Genomic DNA, 16836 nt, shown 5'->3' with positions numbered 1-16836 from the left:
GTTAACGACCATCGCGAGCAAGCTCGCTCCCACAGATCAGATTTTCGCGGGCGAACGCCCAGGCTTCTTGGTCTGCAGCAAATGCGAGAACACCGCATGCAGATCATCCGACGCACTTTCCTCATCGAGGTTGAGTTTGCTGTCGATGTGATCCATGTGATGCATCATCAGGTTCACCGCCAGTTCAGCGTCGCGCTTTTCGATGGCGTCGATCAACTGGGTGTGCTCGTCGTAGGAGCAATGGGAACGGTTGCCGCTTTCGTACTGGGCGATGATCAGCGACGTCTGGGACACCAGGCTGCGCTGGAAGCTGATCAACGGGGCGTTTTTCGCCGCTTCGGCCAGTTTCAGGTGAAACTCGCCCGACAGACGGATACCGGCACCGCGATCACCGCGCGAGAAGCTGTCGCGTTCATCGTTGACCATCTGGCGCAACTCGGCAATCTGCTCGGCGGTAGCGTGCTGAACCGCCAATTCGGTGATCGCACGCTCGACCAGACGGCGGGCCATGAACACCTGACGGGCTTCTTCGACGCTCGGGCTGGCGACCACGGCGCCGCGATTCGGACGCAGCAGCACCACGCCTTCATGGGCCAGGCGCGACAAGGCGCGGCGAATGATGGTGCGGCTGACCCCGAAAATTTCCCCCAGCGCTTCTTCGCTCAACTTGGTGCCGGGCGCCAGACGCTGCTCGAGGATGGCCTCGAAGATATGCGCGTAGACAATATCGTCCTGGGTACCGCTGCGGCCGGCTTTGCCTGCTCGCGGTTGTTTCTTTAGGGGTTGCAACTGTTCGTTCATGGGCACTCGAGTCGGAAGAACTGCGGCGAATTGACCGTGACTGTAATACGGCACAGTGGGTCGCTGGCAAGTATCGCGTAAAAAACACTGCGATTGTACACAATGGAGGGTGGCAACACGACTGTACGGCTGAATGTTGCCTCGGCTGTATCGCAACGCCTGGTTACTTTTGAGTTTAGGCTTGTTCGCAGAATCCGCCTTCCTGTGGGAGCGGGCTTGCTCGCGAATGCAGTCTGTCAGCAACATCAATGTCGACTGACACGCCCTCTTCGCGAGCAAGCCCGCTCCCACAAGGTTCTGCATCGCTGCGGACATCTTCATTTGTTAAGGAACATCCCCGTCATGAACGACGCCACGCACACCCAACTCCGTCCGCTGGCCGACACCTCGCCCTCGGCCATCGTCGCCGGTTTCATCGCCATGATGACCGGCTACACCAGCTCCCTGGTGCTGATGTTCCAGGCCGGGCAAGCGGCGGGCCTGAGCAGCGGGCAGATTTCTTCGTGGATCTGGGCGATTTCCATCGGCATGGCGGTGTGCTCCATCGGCCTGTCCTTGCGTTATCGCACGCCGATCACCATTGCCTGGTCGACCCCGGGCGCAGCGCTGCTGATCACCAGCCTGGGCGGCGTGAGCTACGGCGAAGCCATTGGTGCCTATATTACCTGCGCGGTGCTGGTGACGATTTGCGGGCTGACCGGCAGCTTCGAACGACTGGTGAAAAAGATTCCGGCATCCCTGGCCGCCGCCCTGCTGGCGGGGATCCTGTTCAAGATCGGCAGCGAGATTTTCGTCGCAGCGCAACACCGCACTGCCCTGGTACTGGGGATGTTCGTCACTTATCTGGTGGTCAAGCGCCTGTCGCCGCGCTATGCGGTGTTGGCGGCATTGCTGATCGGCACGGCATTGTCAGGGTTCATGGGGTTACTGGACTTCAGCGACTTCCACCTGGAAGTGGCCACGCCGGTCTGGACCACACCGCATTTCTCCCTGGCCGCGACCATCAGCATCGGCATCCCGCTGTTTGTCGTCGCCATGACCTCACAAAACATGCCCGGCATCGCCGTATTGCGCGCCGATGGCTACACGGTACCCGCCTCGCCGCTGATCACCACCACCGGCATCGCCAGCTTGCTGTTGGCACCGTTCGGTTCCCACGGGATCAACCTGGCGGCCATCAGCGCAGCGATCTGCACCGGTCCGCACGCCCATGAGGATCGCAACAAGCGCTACACCGCGGCGGTCTGGTGCGGGATTTTCTACGGGATTGCCGGCGTGTTCGGCGCGACGCTCGCGGCATTGTTTGCCGCGCTGCCCAAGGAACTGGTGCTGTCGATTGCGGCGCTGGCGCTGTTCGGCTCGATCATCAATGGCTTGAGCATCGCCATGAGCGAAGTGAAGGAACGTGAAGCGGCGCTGATCACCTTCATGGTCACGGCATCGGGGCTGACGCTGTTTTCCATCGGTTCGGCGTTCTGGGGGATTGTCGCGGGGGTGGTGACGCTGCTGATCCTGAACTGTAGGAGCGAACCTGCTCGCGATGGTCGTCAACGATAACGCTGGAAACCTGAGACCCCGCGGCGCTCTCAGGTTCATCGCGAGCAAGCTCGCTCCTGCAAAAAAAGCATAAAAAAACGGCGACCCTTGGGTCGCCGTTTTTTCTGGAACATCAAGCTACCGGATTGATCGGCTTTTCCGGGTACCAGACGTCCAGCAGCGGGCTGACTTCAACGCTGGTCAGCTCGGTGCGGCCTTTGAGCCAGGCTTCAACGGCAGCGCGCTGTTCAGCGCTGACCGAGCCACGCTTCTGCAGGCAAACCAGACCGTAGTCATCGCCGCCAACATAGCCCAGACCGTTGGCTTCCATGGCTTCTTTGAGGAACGCGTCGAGGAAAGCATCAATGGCTTCATCAGCCAAATCTTCTTTGAAATCCAGGTTCAGTTCGAAACCCAGCTCTTGAAATTCATCGACGCACAGTTTTTTGCGCAGACGCTGGGAACGGTTAGTCGCCATTGGAACAATCCTCTTAAGTAATAACGGGCGGCACTTTAGCAGTTTAAGCCGCCGATTGCCTGACTCTCTGGGCCACCACGCCTACCGTCGGTAAAAAAATAGCCGATCAGGATGCTCGCGCACGGCACAAGCCGTGACACCTTGGGGCATAATGCCGACACTTTCATGACCATTGAGGGAATTTATCTCCATGCCCTCTTTATATTTCCCCTCGGCTGTAGGGTTTTATTTCAGATGATCAAATCTTTACGTCCTTTGCTGTTGGCCGGTTTTCTTCTCCCCCTGGCCCTCCCCGTTTCCGCCGCTCCAATCAATACCGCGTTGTCGCCCAACGTTGAAAAAGCCCTGAAAGCCAGCAAGCTGCAGGACAACGCCCTGTCGCTGGTGATGATCCCCCTCACCGGCCCCGGCACCCCGACGGTGTTCAACGCCGACGTGTCGGTCAACCCGGCATCGACCATGAAACTGGTCACCACCTACGCGGCGCTGGAAATGCTCGGCCCGAACCACCAGTGGAAAACCGAGTTCTACACCGACGGCACCCTCAGTGGCGGCATTCTCAACGGCAACCTCTACCTTAAGGGTGGCGGCGATCCGAAGCTGAACATGGAAAAACTCTGGCTGCTGATGCGCGACCTGCGCGCCAACGGCGTGACCCAGGTCACCGGCGACCTGGTGCTGGATAAAACCTTCTTCGTGCAACCGCAACTGCCGGAGTTCAATGACGACGGCAACGACGATAACAAGCCGTTCCTGGTCAAGCCCGACTCGCTGCTGGTCAACCTCAAGGCGCTGCGCTTCGTCGCGCGCAATGACTCGGGCAAGGTGCTGGTCTCGGTGGAACCGCCGATTGCGAGCATCCGCATCGACAACCAGGTCAAGGCTCTCAACTCCAAGCAATGCACCGGTGGCGTGCGCTACAACCCGGTGACTCAGGCCGACGGCAGCGTGACCGTGACGGTCGGCGGCCAACTGGGGGAAGGCTGCAGCTCGCAGACTTACCTGTCGCTGCTCGACCACGCGACCTACACCGCCGGCGCCGTCCGCGCGATCTGGAAGGAACTGGGTGGCAGCATTCAGGGCAGGGATGTGCTGGCGCCAACACCGAAAGACGCCAAGGTCCTGGCCCGGGCGTTCTCGCCGGACCTGGCGGAAATCATCCGCGACATCAACAAGTACAGTAACAACACCATGGCCCAGCAGTTGTTCCTGAGCCTGGGCCAACGCTTCCGCACCGATGCCGATGGTGACGACGCCAAGGCTGCCCAGCGTGTCGTGCGTCAGTGGCTGGCGAAAAAAGGCATCACCGCGCCGCACCTGGTGATGGAGAACGGCTCCGGCCTGTCCCGTGCCGAGCGTGTCAGCGCCCGAGAAATGGCCTCGATGCTGGAAGCTGCCTGGCACAGTCCGTATTCCGCCGAATACATCAGTTCGATGCCGATCGCCGGCACCGACGGCACCATGCGCAAACGCCTGAAGACCACTGCGATGCGCGGTGAAGCCCACGTCAAGACCGGCACCCTGAACACCGTGCGGGCGATCGCCGGTTTCAGTCGCGACGTCAACGGCAACACCTGGGCGGTGGTGGCGATCCTCAACGACAAGGCCCCGTTCGGCGCCTCGTCGGTACTCGATCAGGTGCTGCTGGATCTGTACCGCCAACCGAAAACGCCGCAAACGGCTTCGGTTCTGTAAAGCGCCACATAACCCTGTGGGAGCGGGCTTGCTCGCGAAGACGGCGGCACATCCAACATCGATGTGACTGACAAATCGCCTTCGCGAGCAAGCCCGCTCCCACAGGGATTGCATGCAACCCTAGTTCATTTCCTCTTCTACCCGATCCCTTCCTGCCTGCTTGGCCGCGTAAACCCCCGAATCCGCACGCAACAGCAAGGCATCGGCGCCCTCCCCGACCCGCCAACTGGCAATCCCGAAACTGGCAGTGACCGTACCGACACCTTCAATGGGTGAACTGCGCAGGCCTTGCCACAATTGCTGGGCCAACATATAGGCCTGTTCGCCGCTGATATCCGGGCACAGCACCATGAACTCCTCACCGCCCAAGCGGCAGAACACATCGGTGCGACGCAGCCGGTGGCCGATCCGTTGGCACACGGCCTGCAACACCCGATCACCGATGGCATGACCATGCAGGTCATTGATGCGCTTGAAATGGTCGATATCGAGCATGATCACCGACAGATCCCCACCGCCACGCTCCACCCGGGCCATTTCGATGGTCAAGCGTTCCTGGAAATAACGCCGGTTGTGGATACCGGTCAGGGAATCGGTGACCGACAACGCGCGCAACTCTTCTTCCACCCGCTTCCTATCGGAAATGTCCGAGATGTAGCCGTGCCACAGCACACCGCCACCGGGCAGTTCCTCTGGCGTGGCCTCGCCACGTACCCAACGCAGACCCCGTTGCGGCAATTGCACGCGGTATTCCTCGCGCCAGGGACTGAGGGTGTCGGCCGAGGCACGGATCGAGGCTCGGACACGGGTGCTGTCCTGGGGGTGAATCCGGGTGAAGATCGCTTCGGCATTGAGCAGCAGCACGTCAGGTTCCAGCTCGTAGATCTCGCGAATGCCGTCGCTGGCGTAGATCACGCTGAAACGCCCGTCGAACTCCATCTTGAACTGGTAGATGCCACCGGGCACATGGGCGCTGAGTTTCTTCAACAACAGATCCCGCGCCGCGAGCGCCTCATGGACCCGCTTGCGTTCGGTGATGTCGATGCACACCGCCAGGTGCCCGACCCACAGGCCTTGCTCGTCGAGCACTGGCGTGGCGAGCATGTTGACGATCAAATGGCTGCCATCGCCACGTACCAGCGTCCACTCCCGCGCCTCGTGGCTGCCCTGCGCGTCGCCTTCGACCAGCATCGCCTGGCAGGTCGGCACCGGTTTACCATAGCGTGCGCTCAACTCTGCCGAGCGAGCGACCAGCTCCCGGGGCAGGTGCAGGCTCTCCAGGGTCATATACCCCACCACCTCGGCACTGGTATAGCCAAGCATCTGCTCAGCACCGGCGTTGAAGGTGCTGATGACACCGCGCAGGTCGGTGGCGATGATCGCGACCTGGGTGGCGGCATTCAACACACCACGCAACTGACCATGGGTGCCGCGCAGCTCCTGCTCTCGATCCCGTAGCTCCCGGGTGCGTTGCTCGACCATTTTCAACGCCCGCTGCCGCTGGCTGACCAACACATACAGCAAGGCACTGAGCATCACGCTGAGCATTCCACCCAACACCACCACACTGGTCACGGAGGAATGATTGGCCTTCACGAACGCATCGCTGGGCTGGATATCGACTTGATAGTCATGGTCGGCCATGCGCAACAGGCGCGTGGCCGACAGCTCGCTGATGGCCGGCGGGTTGGGTGACTCGAACAGCACCTCGTGCTGGTCATCGATCGACAAATCGAGGATGCGCACCGCGAGATAGTCATGGCTGGCGTCCGGCAGTCCGTCCGCCAACAACTGGCGCATGCTGATCACGGCCATGACATAACCGTAGGGCTTCGTGGATTTGCGGTCCTGACTGCTGCGCTGCATGAGCGGCGCGACCAGCAGCACGCCGCGGGCATAAGCCGGTTCGATACTTACCAGATGCATCGGTTGTGATACCGCCATACCGCCACGCTGATCGGCCCGAGCGAGCGTGGCACGCCGCAGCGGCTGGGCCAGCAAGTCGTAACCGAAGGGAGCGCCGAGTTTGCTTTGCGTCTGGCTGTACAGCACCGCCACGTACTCATCTCGCTCGCCCGCCAGTTGCAATTGGCCGTCGGCGTTGAGCTCTCTCAGGGTGAAGTTGTTCAAGCCCTCGTCTCGCACCCGACGCTCGAACGCCACCCGCTCGTCACGAGTGACTCGCTGGGCATAGGAATACGCTTGGGTTCGCAGCAGCAAAGGTTGGGTGTAGCCGTCGAATTCCGCTCGGGACACCGAATCGGAATTGGCGAAAAACCGGCGCAAGCCGTCGAGGCGCTGCTCCTGATCTTCGAAACGCTCTTCGATACGGCTGTAACGTTCACTGGCCAGCAGTTGGAAACGTTGCCGCAATTGATGGTGAAACAGATTCAGCGTCGACCACGCCAGCAACCCGGTGAGCACCCCGCCAACCAGCAATACCAGCAGCGCGACCAACCAGGCCGAGGCATCTTCGCTGATTATTCCCAGGATCCTGGGGCGCACGGCGTGCAACGACATAAAACGCAAACTCAAAACGCCAGGTGCGGAGAAGCCCTTTGGCCATGAACTGAGTTATAGCTATTAGCCACTAATTTGACCAGCACTGAAACCCTGTAGGAGCGAGCTTGCTCGCGATGGACTCAAGAACACCGCGTGCATTCAGAAAGCACGCGTTATCGTTATCGACCATCGCGAGCAGGCTCGCTCCTACAGGTGGATCCACGCTTCAACGAGCCGTGATTTTCCAGGCGCGATGGATCTTGGCGTTGCGGGCAAAATCCGGGTCGATGGTCTGGGCGGTGATCTCCTCGACTGCATAACGCTCGCCGAGATTGGCTTCCAGTTCAAACTTGCGGAAGTTGTTGGAGAAGTACAACACGCCGCCGGGCGCCAGTCGCGCCATGGCCAGGTCGATCAGTTGCACCTGGTCGCGCTGCACGTCGAAGACACCTTCCATGCGCTTGGAGTTGGAGAACGTCGGCGGGTCGATGAAGATCATGTCGTACTCGTCACGACTGGCTTCGAGCCACGCCATCACATCACCCTGCTCCAGACGGTTCTTGTCGGAGAAACCGTTCAACGACAGGTTGCGACGCGCCCAGTCCAGATAGGTTTTCGACAGGTCGACACTGGTGGTGCTGCGCGCGCCGCCCTTGGCCGCATGCACACTGGCCGTCGCGGTGTAGCAGAACAGATTGAGGAAGCGCTTGCCGGCCGCCTCTTTCTGGATACGCATGCGCATCGGCCGGTGGTCGAGGAACAGACCGGTGTCGAGGTAGTCGGTGAGGTTCACCAGCAGCTTCACGCCACCCTCATTGACCTCGACGAACTTGCCCTGTGCCGCCTGGCGCTCGTACTGCTTGGTGCCGCTCTGGCGCTCGCGGCGCTTGACCACCACACGGCTCTTGTCGATGTTCAACGCCTGCGGGATGGCTGCCAGGGCATCGAACATGCGGGCCGAAGCCTTTTCCGGATCGATTGATTTCGGCGCGACGTACTCCTGGACATGCACCCAATCGTGATACAGGTCGATGGCCATGGAGTATTCCGGCATGTCGGCATCGTACACGCGGTAGCAGTCGATGCCTTCACGCTTGACCCACTTGCCCAGGGCCTTGAGGTTCTTTTGCAGGCGGTTGGCGAACATCTGCCCGCCTTCGCTCAGGCGCGGCTGCTCGACCACTGGAGCCGGTGCCGGCGCCGGTTTGATCGGGTTGCCGTTTTTGTTGAACTTGCGTTCCTGCGGTTCGTTCGGCGCCTGATCGTAGGCGGCTTGCTCGCGCTCGACCTGGCGCTGCTCCGGAGTACGACGCTCGCCGGTGACGAATTGATCCGGCAACACCTTGATCAGCAACAGCTTGCACGGCAAGGCGCCGTTCCAGAACGAATACTGCTTGTGGCTGCGGATGCCCATGCGCTTGCCCAGGTCCGGGGCGCCGGTGAACACCGCGGCTTCCCAGTTGAGGCAAGCCTGACGCAGGCGTTCGCCAAGGTTCTGGTAGAGGTAGAGCAGGCTCGCCTCGTCGCCCAGACGCTCGCCGTATGGCGGGTTGCAGATCACCAGGCCTTTCTGGTTCTGGTCCGGACGCGGCTCGAAGGTCGCGACTTCGCCCTGGTAGATCTTGATCCACTCACTGAGGCCGGCACGTTCGACGTTGTTGCGGCCCGGTTGAATCAGGCGCGGGTCGGCTTCGTAACCGCGAATCCACAGCGGCGGCTTGGCCAGGCCGGCCGCGGCGCGTTCGGTGGCTTCTTCGTGGAGTTTTTTCCACAGCGCCGGTACGTGACCGAGCCAGGCGGTGAAGCCCCACTGCTCGCGACGCAGGTTCGGCGCCATGTCGGCGGCGATCATGGCGGCTTCCACCAGGAACGTGCCGACACCGCACATCGGGTCGGCCAGAGCGCCGCCTTCGGCCGCGATACGGGGCCAGCCGGAACGGATCAGGATGGCGGCCGCGAGGTTTTCCTTGAGCGGCGCCGCACCTTGCTGCAAGCGATAGCCGCGCTGGTGCAGGCTGTGACCGGACAGGTCAAGAGACAGAATGGCTTCGCCACGATCCAGGCGCAGGTGAATGCGCAGGTCCGGGTTGAGCTTGTCGATGGACGGACGGTCGCCTTGCGGGGTGCGCAGTTTGTCGACGATGGCATCCTTGACCTTCAGCGCGCCGAAGTGGGTGTTGTCGATACCTGAGCCATGGCCGCTGAATTCGACGGCCAGGGTGCCGTCATTGAGCATGTGGTCTTGCCACTCGATGTCCAGCACGCCGTGGTACAGGTCTTCGGCGTCCTTCATTTGGAAACGCTTGAGCACCAGCAGCACGCGGTTGGCCAGGCGCGACCACAGGCACAGGCGATAAGCGGTTTCCATGGTGGCCATGCCGCGTACGGCAGAGGTGTGCTCCCGCGCTTCCTCAAGGCCAAGCCCGACGGCTTCCTCGATGAGCAGGCCTTCAAGGCCTTTTGGGCAAGTGAGGAAGAGTTCGAAACGATCGGACATGGGAATTCCAGAACCTTTAGCTAAGTGACCGGGCAACGCATTGCCGGTCCGGTTTTCAATCAGGCGCTTTTCTCGAAGAGCGCCCGCGTGGCACGAAGGTGTGCCGTTCCACCCCTGCTGCTCGGGTTAAATGAGATTAGATGCAAGGACAGATAAAAAAGTTGATGCAACAAAATGTCATAAGTCGACCCTTCGTCGAATAGTGCTTCCCGGCAACGGGAGCCATTCTCACTAAAGGATTAAGCCCATCATCCAGCGCAGAGCCGATCATACCGGGGTTTGGCCAATAAATACGCTACAAACGCACTGTTACTTATGGCGTTAGCACATGAACGGTTACGTCCTTATGACAAAACGATCATTCCCTCGATGTGACGCATTGGTTAGAACTCAATACAGGTTGGCGCCGCAATGACGCCAACACCTTGGCTCGTCACGCCGGCAACGAGCCCCCAACGGCAGAGTTTTTCTGCCAGACCTCAATAGAGGTCGACGCGATAAATACAGTCAACAAGTGAGGGCAACACCCTATGAGAAGACTTAAGCGTGATCCGTTGGAAAGAGCATTTTTGCGCGGATATCAATATGGCGTTGGTGGTAAATCCCGTGAGCTTTGCCCATTTACTCTACCGTCGGTACGTCAAGCCTGGATTAACGGCTGGCGAGAAGGACGCGGCGACAACTGGGACGGTATGACCGGCACTGCGGGAATCCACAGACTCAACGAACTTCACGCCGTCGGCTAATTACAGGGCAGAACACTCCGACACGACAATCTGATTTGTACTGAATTAACCATGCACGTCCCATCCGGACGGCGGGCTCCGGCCCAGGGGCTCCTTTAAAGGGGCCCTTTTTTATGCCTGTTCATTGACCCGGAACAATCCCCCTGTAGGAGCGAGCCTGCTCGCGATGAACCCGAGAACACCGCGTGTATCCAGAAAGTACGCGTTATCGTTATCGACCATCGCGAGCAGGCTCGCTCCTACAAGGGCTCAGCGCAGGGCTGCGATGGCGTCTACGGACTCACGAATCAGCGCAGGGCCTTTGTAGATGAAGCCCGAGTAGATCTGCACCAGGCTCGCGCCCGCGGTGATTTTCTCCGCTGCATGCTTGCCTTCGGTAATACCGCCGGCAGCGATGATCGGCAGCCGACCACCCAGCTCCGATGCCAGCACTTTCACGGTGTGGGTGCTCTTGTCGCGAACCGGCGCGCCGGACAGACCACCGGCTTCTTCGCCGTGCTCCATGCCTTCGACGCCTACACGACTCAGGGTGGTGTTAGTCGCAATGACCGCATCCATCCCGGTTTCGATCAGCACTTGCGCAACTTGTGCGGTTTCTTCGTCGCTCATGTCCGGCGCGATCTTGATCGCCAGCGGTACATGTTTGCCATGACGCAATGCCAGTTCCGCGCGGCGCTCGGCCAGATCGGCCAGCAACTGCTTGAGCGAGTCACCGAATTGCAGGCTGCGCAGGCCTGGCGTGTTCGGCGAGCTGACGTTGACCGTCACATAGCTGGCGTGGGCGTAGACCTTGTCCAGGCAGATCAGGTAGTCGTCCACGGCACGTTCGACCGGCGTATCGAAGTTCTTGCCGATGTTGATGCCCAGCACGCCCTTGTATTTGGCCGCCGCCACGCGGGCCAGCAGGTGATCGACGCCGAGGTTGTTGAACCCCATGCGATTGATGATCGCTTCGGCTTCGGGCAGACGGAACAGGCGTGGCTTCGGGTTGCCCGGCTGCGGACGCGGCGTGATGGTGCCGATTTCGACAAAACCGAAACCCAGTTGGGCGAAACCATCGATGGCCGCGCCGTTCTTGTCCAGGCCGGCGGCCAGCCCCACCGGATTCGGGAAGTCCAGGCCCATGACATTCACCGGCGTCTTCGCCGGGGCCTTGCACAGCAAGCCGTTGAGCCCAAGACGCCCGCCCGCGCCGATCAGGTCCAGGGACAGATCGTGGGAGGTTTCCGGGGAGAGTTTGAACAACAGCTGACGGGCCAGGGTGTACATGGGCGGATTTGACTCGATTGGCGGCGAATTGAGGCGGCGATTATAGCCGGGCAACGGGGTGGCAAGCGAGGCGCGTGATCAAATCAACGGATAATGGCATATGCCTTGCACCACTCTGGGCACCAGCACCCATGCCAACGACCGAATGTGTGCAAAGACAATGGCGTCGTCCCCGGCCTGCTCATGCAAGAACTCGGGACGACGTTTTTTTTGCAAGGTGAACACGCGATGAACGAACCATCAGCCGGCCCTCTGGCCTGGGTCAATGGCAGCGATGCCCCGGAAAAAACCGAAATCAATCTCGGCTTCATGGCTCTGAGCGACTGCGCCTCGGTGGTTGTCGCCGCCACCCAGGGCTTCGCCCAACCCCATGGCTTGACCCTGAACCTCAAGCGTCAGTCGTCCTGGGCCAACCTGCGGGACAAACTGGTCAGCGGCGAACTCGATGCCGCCCACAGCCTCTACGGTCTGGTTTACGCCGTTCACCTGGGCATCGGTGGCGTGGCCGCGACCGACATGGCCGTGCTGATGGGCCTGAATCAGAACGGCCAGAGCATCAACCTGTCCCGAGGTTTGCAAGCGCTTGGAGTGACCAGTCCTGAAGCACTGGAACGGCACGCGCACCAAACTCGCTCAAAATTCACCTTCGCCCAGACGTTTCCAACCGGCACCCACGCCATGTGGCTGTATTACTGGCTCGCCAGCCAGGGCATTCACCCGCTACTGGATGTCGACAGCGTGGTGGTGCCGCCGCCGCAAATGGTCGCGCACCTGCGGGCCGGGCGTATCGACGGGCTCTGCGTCGGCGAACCCTGGTCCGCCAGCGCCGTGCAACAGGACCTCGGCTTCACCTTGGCGACGACCCAGGCCATCTGGCCCGATCATCCGGAAAAGGTCCTGGGCTGCACCCGCGCCTTCGTCGAGCAATACCCCAACACTGCCCGCGCGTTGGTGATGGCGATTCTGGAGGCCAGTCGCTTCATCGAAGAAAGCAGCGAAAATCGTCGCAGCACCGCGCAATTGCTCAGTGCAGCGCAATACCTCGATGCGCCGCTGGAGTGCATCGAGCCGCGCCTGCTGGGCGACTATGTCGATGGTCTGGGCAATCGCTGGCAAGACCCACACGCCCTGCGCTTCCACGGTGAAGGCGAGGTCAATCTGCCGTACCTGTCCGATGGCATGTGGTTCATGACCCAGTTCCGTCGCTGGGGTTTGTTGCGCGACGACCCGGATTACCTCGCCGTGGCCCGTCAAGTCCAGCAACTAGACTTGTATCGTGAAGCGGCCAGCGCTGTAGGTGTCGCGGCACGGGGCAAGGAGATGCGCAGCAGTCAGTTGATCGACGGCAAGACCTGGGACGGTTCGGACCCGGCCGGTTATGCCCGCAGTTTCAAACTGCACGCCATGAGCGACAGCTCGCACCGATCCGCCAGCCGCTGACAGGAGACCATGAACATGCTGCGTATCCTGCTGATCAACGACACCGCTAAAAAAGTCGGGCGCCTGAAGGCCGCCCTGACCGAGGCCGGATTCGAAGTGATCGATGAATCCGGCCTGACCATCGACCTGCCCGAACGCGTCGAAACGGTGCGTCCGGATGTGATTCTGATCGATACCGAGTCACCGGGCCGCGATGTCATGGAACAAGTGGTGCTGGTGACTCGCGACCAGCCACGACCGATTGTGATGTTCACGGACGAACACGACCCCGATGTGATGCGACAGGCGATCAAGTCCGGTGTCAGCGCCTACATCGTCGAAGGCATTCACGCACAACGCCTGCAGCCGATTCTCGATGTGGCCATGGCACGCTTCGAAAGCGATCAGGCCTTGCGTGCCCAACTGCATGCCCGCGACCAGCAATTGGCCGAGCGCAAGCGCATTGAACTGGCCAAGGGACTGCTGATGAAAATGAAGGACTGCAACGAGGAAGAGGCCTACACACTGATGCGCCGCCAGGCGATGAGCCGCCAGCAGAAGCTGATTCAAGTGGCGGAGCAGATTATTGCCATGAGCGAGTTGCTTGGCTGAAGTCCAGTGGCGAATGCTCTATCGCCTTCGCGAGCAAGCCCGCTCCCACAAGGGCGCTACGCCGAACACGAATCACCTGTGGGAGCGGGCTTGCTCGCGAATGGCGGCAACACGGTTTCGGTTGTTGGCACAGATCTCGCTAAGTAATCACCACAGGTAACCAACGGCGGTTGCCCCACCTACGACAAAGACGTCGCTCACCTCATTTGCCCTTGGCGGATCGGGTAGCGGCGTTTTTTCGTTTTGGCCCCACAGCACGGGGCCGGTGGTGCGGCCGTATCGGCGCCCCACCTGCAAGCTCATGACTCCTTTCGAGACTCTTCACAGCTGAGGTGCGCAATGAATTCAAGCTTCTGGAAATCCGGCCATACCCCCACATTGTTCGCAGCTTTCCTCTATTTCGACCTGAGCTTCATGGTCTGGTACCTGCTCGGTCCTTTGGCGGTACAGATCGCCGCCGACCTGCACCTGACGACGCAGCAACGGGGGCTGGTGGTCGCCACGCCGATTCTGGCCGGGGCGGTGTTGCGCTTCGTGATGGGGATGCTGGCTGATCGCCTGTCGCCCAAAACCGCCGGCCTGATCGGTCAGGTCATCGTGATCTGCGCGCTGTTCGGCGCCTGGAAACTCGGGATCCACAGCTACGAGCAGGCCTTGCTGCTGGGCCTGTTCCTCGGCATGGCCGGCGCTTCGTTCGCCGTCGCCTTGCCCCTGGCCTCGCAGTGGTATCCGCCGCAGCATCAAGGCAAGGCCATGGGCATCGCCGGCGCGGGGAACTCGGGCACGGTGCTCGCCGCATTGATCGCCCCGGTGCTGGCGGCGGCGGTCGGCTGGAGCAACGTGTTCGGTTTCGCCCTGATTCCACTGATTCTGACCCTGATCGTCTTCGCCTGGCTGGCCCGCAATGCCCCCGAGCGGCCAAAAGCCAAATCCATGGCCGACTACTTCAAGGCCTTGGGCGATCGTGACAGCTGGTGGTTCATGTTTTTCTACAGCGTGACATTCGGCGGCTTCATCGGTCTGGCCAGTGCCCTGCCCGGTTATTTCAACGACCAGTACGGCTTGAGCCCGGTGACTGCCGGCTACTACACCGCTGCCTGCGTGTTCGGCGGCAGCCTGATGCGCCCCTTGGGTGGCGCGCTGGCTGACCGGTTCGGCGGCATTCGGACTCTGCTGGCGATGTACACCGTCGCGGCGATCTGCATTACCGTGGTCGGCTTCAATCTGCCGAGTTCCTACGCCGCACTGGCACTTTTCGTCTGCACCATGCTCGGTCTGGGCGCAGGCAATGGCGCGGTATTCCAATTGGTGCCCCAGCGTTTTCGCCGGGAAATCGGCGTGATGACCGGCCTGATCGGCATGGCCGGCGGTATCGGTGGCTTTGCCCTCGCGGCCGGCATGGGCGCGATCAAGCAAAGCACCGGTAGCTATCAACTGGCACTGTGGTTGTTCGCCAGCCTCGGCGTTCTGGCCTGGTTCGGTCTGCACGGCGTAAAACGTCGCTGGAGAACCACCTGGGGTTCGGCCGCCGTGACGGCAGCGCGAGTCTGACGCCCCGATGAGCCTGCAACTGAGTTTCGCCGAAGCCAGCGCCATCGGTCCTCGCGAGGAAAACCAGGATGCCCTGCGCCTGGTCACGCCGGCTCCGGCGCTGGCCGCGAGCAAGGGTTACCTGTTCGCGATTGCCGACGGTGTCAGCCAATGCGTCGATGGCGGTCTGGCTGCCCGTTCGACGCTGCAGGCCCTGGCGCTGGATTACTACGCCACGCCGGAAACCTGGAGCGTCGCACAGGCACTCGATCGCCTGCTGCTGGCGCAGAACCGCTGGTTGCAGGCCAATGGCGGCGGACAACCGCTGCTGACCACCCTCAGTGCTCTGGTCCTGCGCGGCCGGCGTTTTACCCTGGCTCATGTCGGCGATTGTCGGGTGTATCGCTGGCACGCCGACCAATTGCAGCGAATCAGCGAGGATCACGTCTGGGACCAGCCGGGCATGCAGCATGTGCTGAAACGGGCGCTGGGGCTCGATCAACACCTGGTGCTGGATTTTCTCGACGGTGAGTTGCGCCCCGATGAGAGCTTCGTCCTGCTCAGCGACGGCGTCTGGGCCGTCCTGGGCGATACCGCCATTGCCGCGATCCTGCGCGATCAACCGGACTTGCACAGCGCTGCGAACACCCTGGTCAATGCTGCGCACCTGGCGGGCAGCCAGGACAACGCCAGCGCGCTGCTGGTGCGGGTCGATGCCCTCGGCGAAGCGAGCATTGGCGATGCGTTGATGCACTTACAGCAATGGCCACTGCCGCCTGCCCTGAAACCGGGTCAGGCGTTCGAGGGCTGGCAAGTCGAGGGGATCGTCGCACAGAGCCAGCAATCGCTGCTTTATCGAGTTCGCGACAGCCAGCAACAACCCTGGCTGTTGAAAACCCTGCCCGGTCGCCTGCACGACGATCACCAGGCCGGGCAAGCGTTACTGTCGGAAGAATGGTTTCTCAAACGCGTGGCCGGTCGACATTTTCCTGAAGTCCACTCCGCCAGTCAGCGTCAGCATTTGTACTACGTGATGCGTGAATATTCGGGCGCTACCCTGGCCCAACGACATGAGCAAGGCGGGCCGCTGCCGCTGCCCCAGTGGCAAGACATCGCCGAACGCTTACTGCGAGCGGTCGGCCTGTTGCATCGACGGCAGATCCTGCATCGCGATATCAAACCGGAAAACCTGCTGCTGGGGGACGATGGTGAGTTGCGCCTGCTGGATTTCGGCCTCGCCTACTGCCCCGGGCTTTCGCAAGATCTGCCCTGGGCGCTGCCGGGTACACCCAGTTACATCGCACCCGAAGCCTTTCGCGGCGAAGTACCGACGCCACAGCAGGACTTGTACGCCGTCGGAGTAACCCTGTATTTCCTGCTCACCGGGCATTACCCCTATGGCGAAATCGAAGCCTTCCAGCGGCCGAGGTTTGGCCTCCCGGTCAACGCCAGCCGCTACCGGCCCGACCTGCCGGACTGGATCGCCCATAGCCTGGAGCGCGCCGTGGCGGCGACCCCCGACCAGCGTTTCGAAACAGCGGAAGAATGGCTGCTGCTGATCGAACAGGGCGAGCGCCACAGCTTGAGCGTGCGCCCCAGGCCCTTGCTGGAGCGCGAACCGCTGAAAGTCTGGCGAACATTGGCGCTGGTATCGTTGCTGCTCAATCTGGTGCTGTTGATGGTTGCGCTCCATTAGCGGGCAAAGCGCCTTGAATCGGTGCACTCCCTCACGGTTCTGCCCTTGTGAACGG

Annotated in this window: 12 protein-coding genes; 7 read left to right on the top strand and 5 right to left on the bottom strand. The window is 61.2% G+C overall.

The annotated features are described in order from the left end of the window. Positions 1-36: 36 nt before the first annotated feature. A complete protein-coding gene (locus KGB29_RS00495) occupies positions 37-801 on the bottom strand; it encodes a GntR family transcriptional regulator (protein ID WP_007971481.1) in 765 nt (254 codons plus the stop codon). 342 nt (positions 802-1143) lie between these two features. On the opposite strand from KGB29_RS00495, the gene KGB29_RS00490 reads away from it, so the two are divergent. Next, entirely contained in the window at positions 1144-2358 is a 1215-nt protein-coding gene (locus KGB29_RS00490) for a benzoate/H(+) symporter BenE family transporter (protein WP_154860680.1), read from the top strand. Between the two features lie 112 nt (positions 2359-2470). On the opposite strand, the gene KGB29_RS00485 is transcribed toward KGB29_RS00490, so the two are convergent. After that, the gene (locus KGB29_RS00485) at positions 2471-2815 is read right to left on the bottom strand and encodes a YggL family protein (protein ID WP_007971486.1); all 345 of its coding nucleotides are present in this window, start codon (positions 2813-2815) and stop codon (positions 2471-2473) included. Positions 2816-3049: 234 nt separating this feature from the next. Here KGB29_RS00485 and dacB point away from each other — a divergent pair, with 234 nt between their 5' ends. Further along, the gene (dacB, locus tag KGB29_RS00480; RefSeq protein WP_159389565.1) at positions 3050-4510 is read left to right on the top strand and encodes a D-alanyl-D-alanine carboxypeptidase/D-alanyl-D-alanine-endopeptidase; all 1461 of its coding nucleotides are present in this window, start codon (positions 3050-3052) and stop codon (positions 4508-4510) included. Between the two features lie 120 nt (positions 4511-4630). Here the strand turns inward: dacB and KGB29_RS00475 are convergent, their stop codons facing one another. Then, on the bottom strand, positions 4631-7030 hold the full coding sequence (locus KGB29_RS00475; protein ID WP_223616148.1) for a GGDEF domain-containing protein: 2400 nt from the start codon (positions 7028-7030) through the stop codon (positions 4631-4633). A 208-nt stretch (positions 7031-7238) separates the two neighbouring features. Further along, positions 7239-9509 carry a bifunctional 23S rRNA (guanine(2069)-N(7))-methyltransferase RlmK/23S rRNA (guanine(2445)-N(2))-methyltransferase RlmL gene (gene rlmKL, locus KGB29_RS00470; protein ID WP_057715695.1) on the bottom strand — a complete coding sequence of 757 codons (2271 nt, stop codon included), beginning with the start codon at positions 9507-9509 and terminating at the stop codon, positions 7239-7241. A gap of 530 nt (positions 9510-10039) precedes the next feature. Between rlmKL and rmf the strand changes: the two genes are divergently transcribed. After that, entirely contained in the window at positions 10040-10255 is a 216-nt protein-coding gene (rmf, locus tag KGB29_RS00465; RefSeq protein ID WP_003223300.1) for a ribosome modulation factor, read from the top strand. A gap of 249 nt (positions 10256-10504) precedes the next feature. On the opposite strand, the gene KGB29_RS00460 is transcribed toward rmf, so the two are convergent. Further along, positions 10505-11524, bottom strand: a complete 1020-nt coding sequence (locus KGB29_RS00460) for a quinone-dependent dihydroorotate dehydrogenase (RefSeq protein ID WP_223616147.1) — start codon at positions 11522-11524, stop codon at positions 10505-10507. Positions 11525-11752: 228 nt separating this feature from the next. Between KGB29_RS00460 and KGB29_RS00455 the strand changes: the two genes are divergently transcribed. The 4 genes from KGB29_RS00455 to KGB29_RS00440 all read left to right on the top strand — a co-directional run bounded on the left by KGB29_RS00455 (position 11753) and on the right by KGB29_RS00440 (position 16781). Further along, positions 11753-12964, top strand: coding sequence for a CmpA/NrtA family ABC transporter substrate-binding protein (locus KGB29_RS00455; protein ID WP_223616146.1), 1212 nt, complete (start codon positions 11753-11755; stop codon positions 12962-12964). Positions 12965-12979: 15 nt separating this feature from the next. Beyond that, positions 12980-13555 (top strand): ANTAR domain-containing response regulator, encoded by a 576-nt coding sequence (locus KGB29_RS00450; protein WP_008048624.1) that lies wholly within the window; start codon positions 12980-12982, stop codon positions 13553-13555. Between the two features lie 339 nt (positions 13556-13894). Beyond that, on the top strand, positions 13895-15106 hold the full coding sequence (locus KGB29_RS00445; protein WP_218542884.1) for a nitrate/nitrite transporter: 1212 nt from the start codon (positions 13895-13897) through the stop codon (positions 15104-15106). 7 nt (positions 15107-15113) lie between these two features. Further along, positions 15114-16781 (top strand): bifunctional protein-serine/threonine kinase/phosphatase, encoded by a 1668-nt coding sequence (locus KGB29_RS00440; RefSeq protein ID WP_218542882.1) that lies wholly within the window; start codon positions 15114-15116, stop codon positions 16779-16781. Positions 16782-16836 lie beyond the last annotated feature (55 nt).

The organism is Pseudomonas sp. BF-B-30, from assembly GCF_019956305.1.
GTDB lineage: Bacteria > Pseudomonadota > Gammaproteobacteria > Pseudomonadales > Pseudomonadaceae > Aquipseudomonas > Aquipseudomonas jessenii.
The sequence above is the reverse complement of the archived record's forward strand: the minus strand, read 5'-3'. Positions and strand labels throughout refer to the sequence as shown.

What these genes read in the sequence shown, in the direction of transcription:
- KGB29_RS00495 (WP_007971481.1), bottom strand. Translation starts at nt 801, where the DNA reads ATGAACGAACAGTTGCAACCCCTAAAGAAACAACCGCGAGCAGGCAAA.
- KGB29_RS00445 (WP_218542884.1), top strand. Translation starts at nt 13,895, where the DNA reads ATGAATTCAAGCTTCTGGAAATCCGGCCATACCCCCACATTGTTCGCA.
- dacB (WP_159389565.1), top strand. Translation starts at nt 3,050, where the DNA reads ATGATCAAATCTTTACGTCCTTTGCTGTTGGCCGGTTTTCTTCTCCCC.
- KGB29_RS00475 (WP_223616148.1), bottom strand. Translation starts at nt 7,030, where the DNA reads ATGTCGTTGCACGCCGTGCGCCCCAGGATCCTGGGAATAATCAGCGAA.
- rlmKL (WP_057715695.1), bottom strand. Translation starts at nt 9,509, where the DNA reads ATGTCCGATCGTTTCGAACTCTTCCTCACTTGCCCAAAAGGCCTTGAA.
- KGB29_RS00450 (WP_008048624.1), top strand. Translation starts at nt 12,980, where the DNA reads ATGCTGCGTATCCTGCTGATCAACGACACCGCTAAAAAAGTCGGGCGC.
- KGB29_RS00485 (WP_007971486.1), bottom strand. Translation starts at nt 2,815, where the DNA reads ATGGCGACTAACCGTTCCCAGCGTCTGCGCAAAAAACTGTGCGTCGAT.
- KGB29_RS00455 (WP_223616146.1), top strand. Translation starts at nt 11,753, where the DNA reads ATGAACGAACCATCAGCCGGCCCTCTGGCCTGGGTCAATGGCAGCGAT.
- rmf (WP_003223300.1), top strand. Translation starts at nt 10,040, where the DNA reads ATGAGAAGACTTAAGCGTGATCCGTTGGAAAGAGCATTTTTGCGCGGA.
- KGB29_RS00440 (WP_218542882.1), top strand. Translation starts at nt 15,114, where the DNA reads ATGAGCCTGCAACTGAGTTTCGCCGAAGCCAGCGCCATCGGTCCTCGC.
- KGB29_RS00460 (WP_223616147.1), bottom strand. Translation starts at nt 11,524, where the DNA reads ATGTACACCCTGGCCCGTCAGCTGTTGTTCAAACTCTCCCCGGAAACC.
- KGB29_RS00490 (WP_154860680.1), top strand. Translation starts at nt 1,144, where the DNA reads ATGAACGACGCCACGCACACCCAACTCCGTCCGCTGGCCGACACCTCG.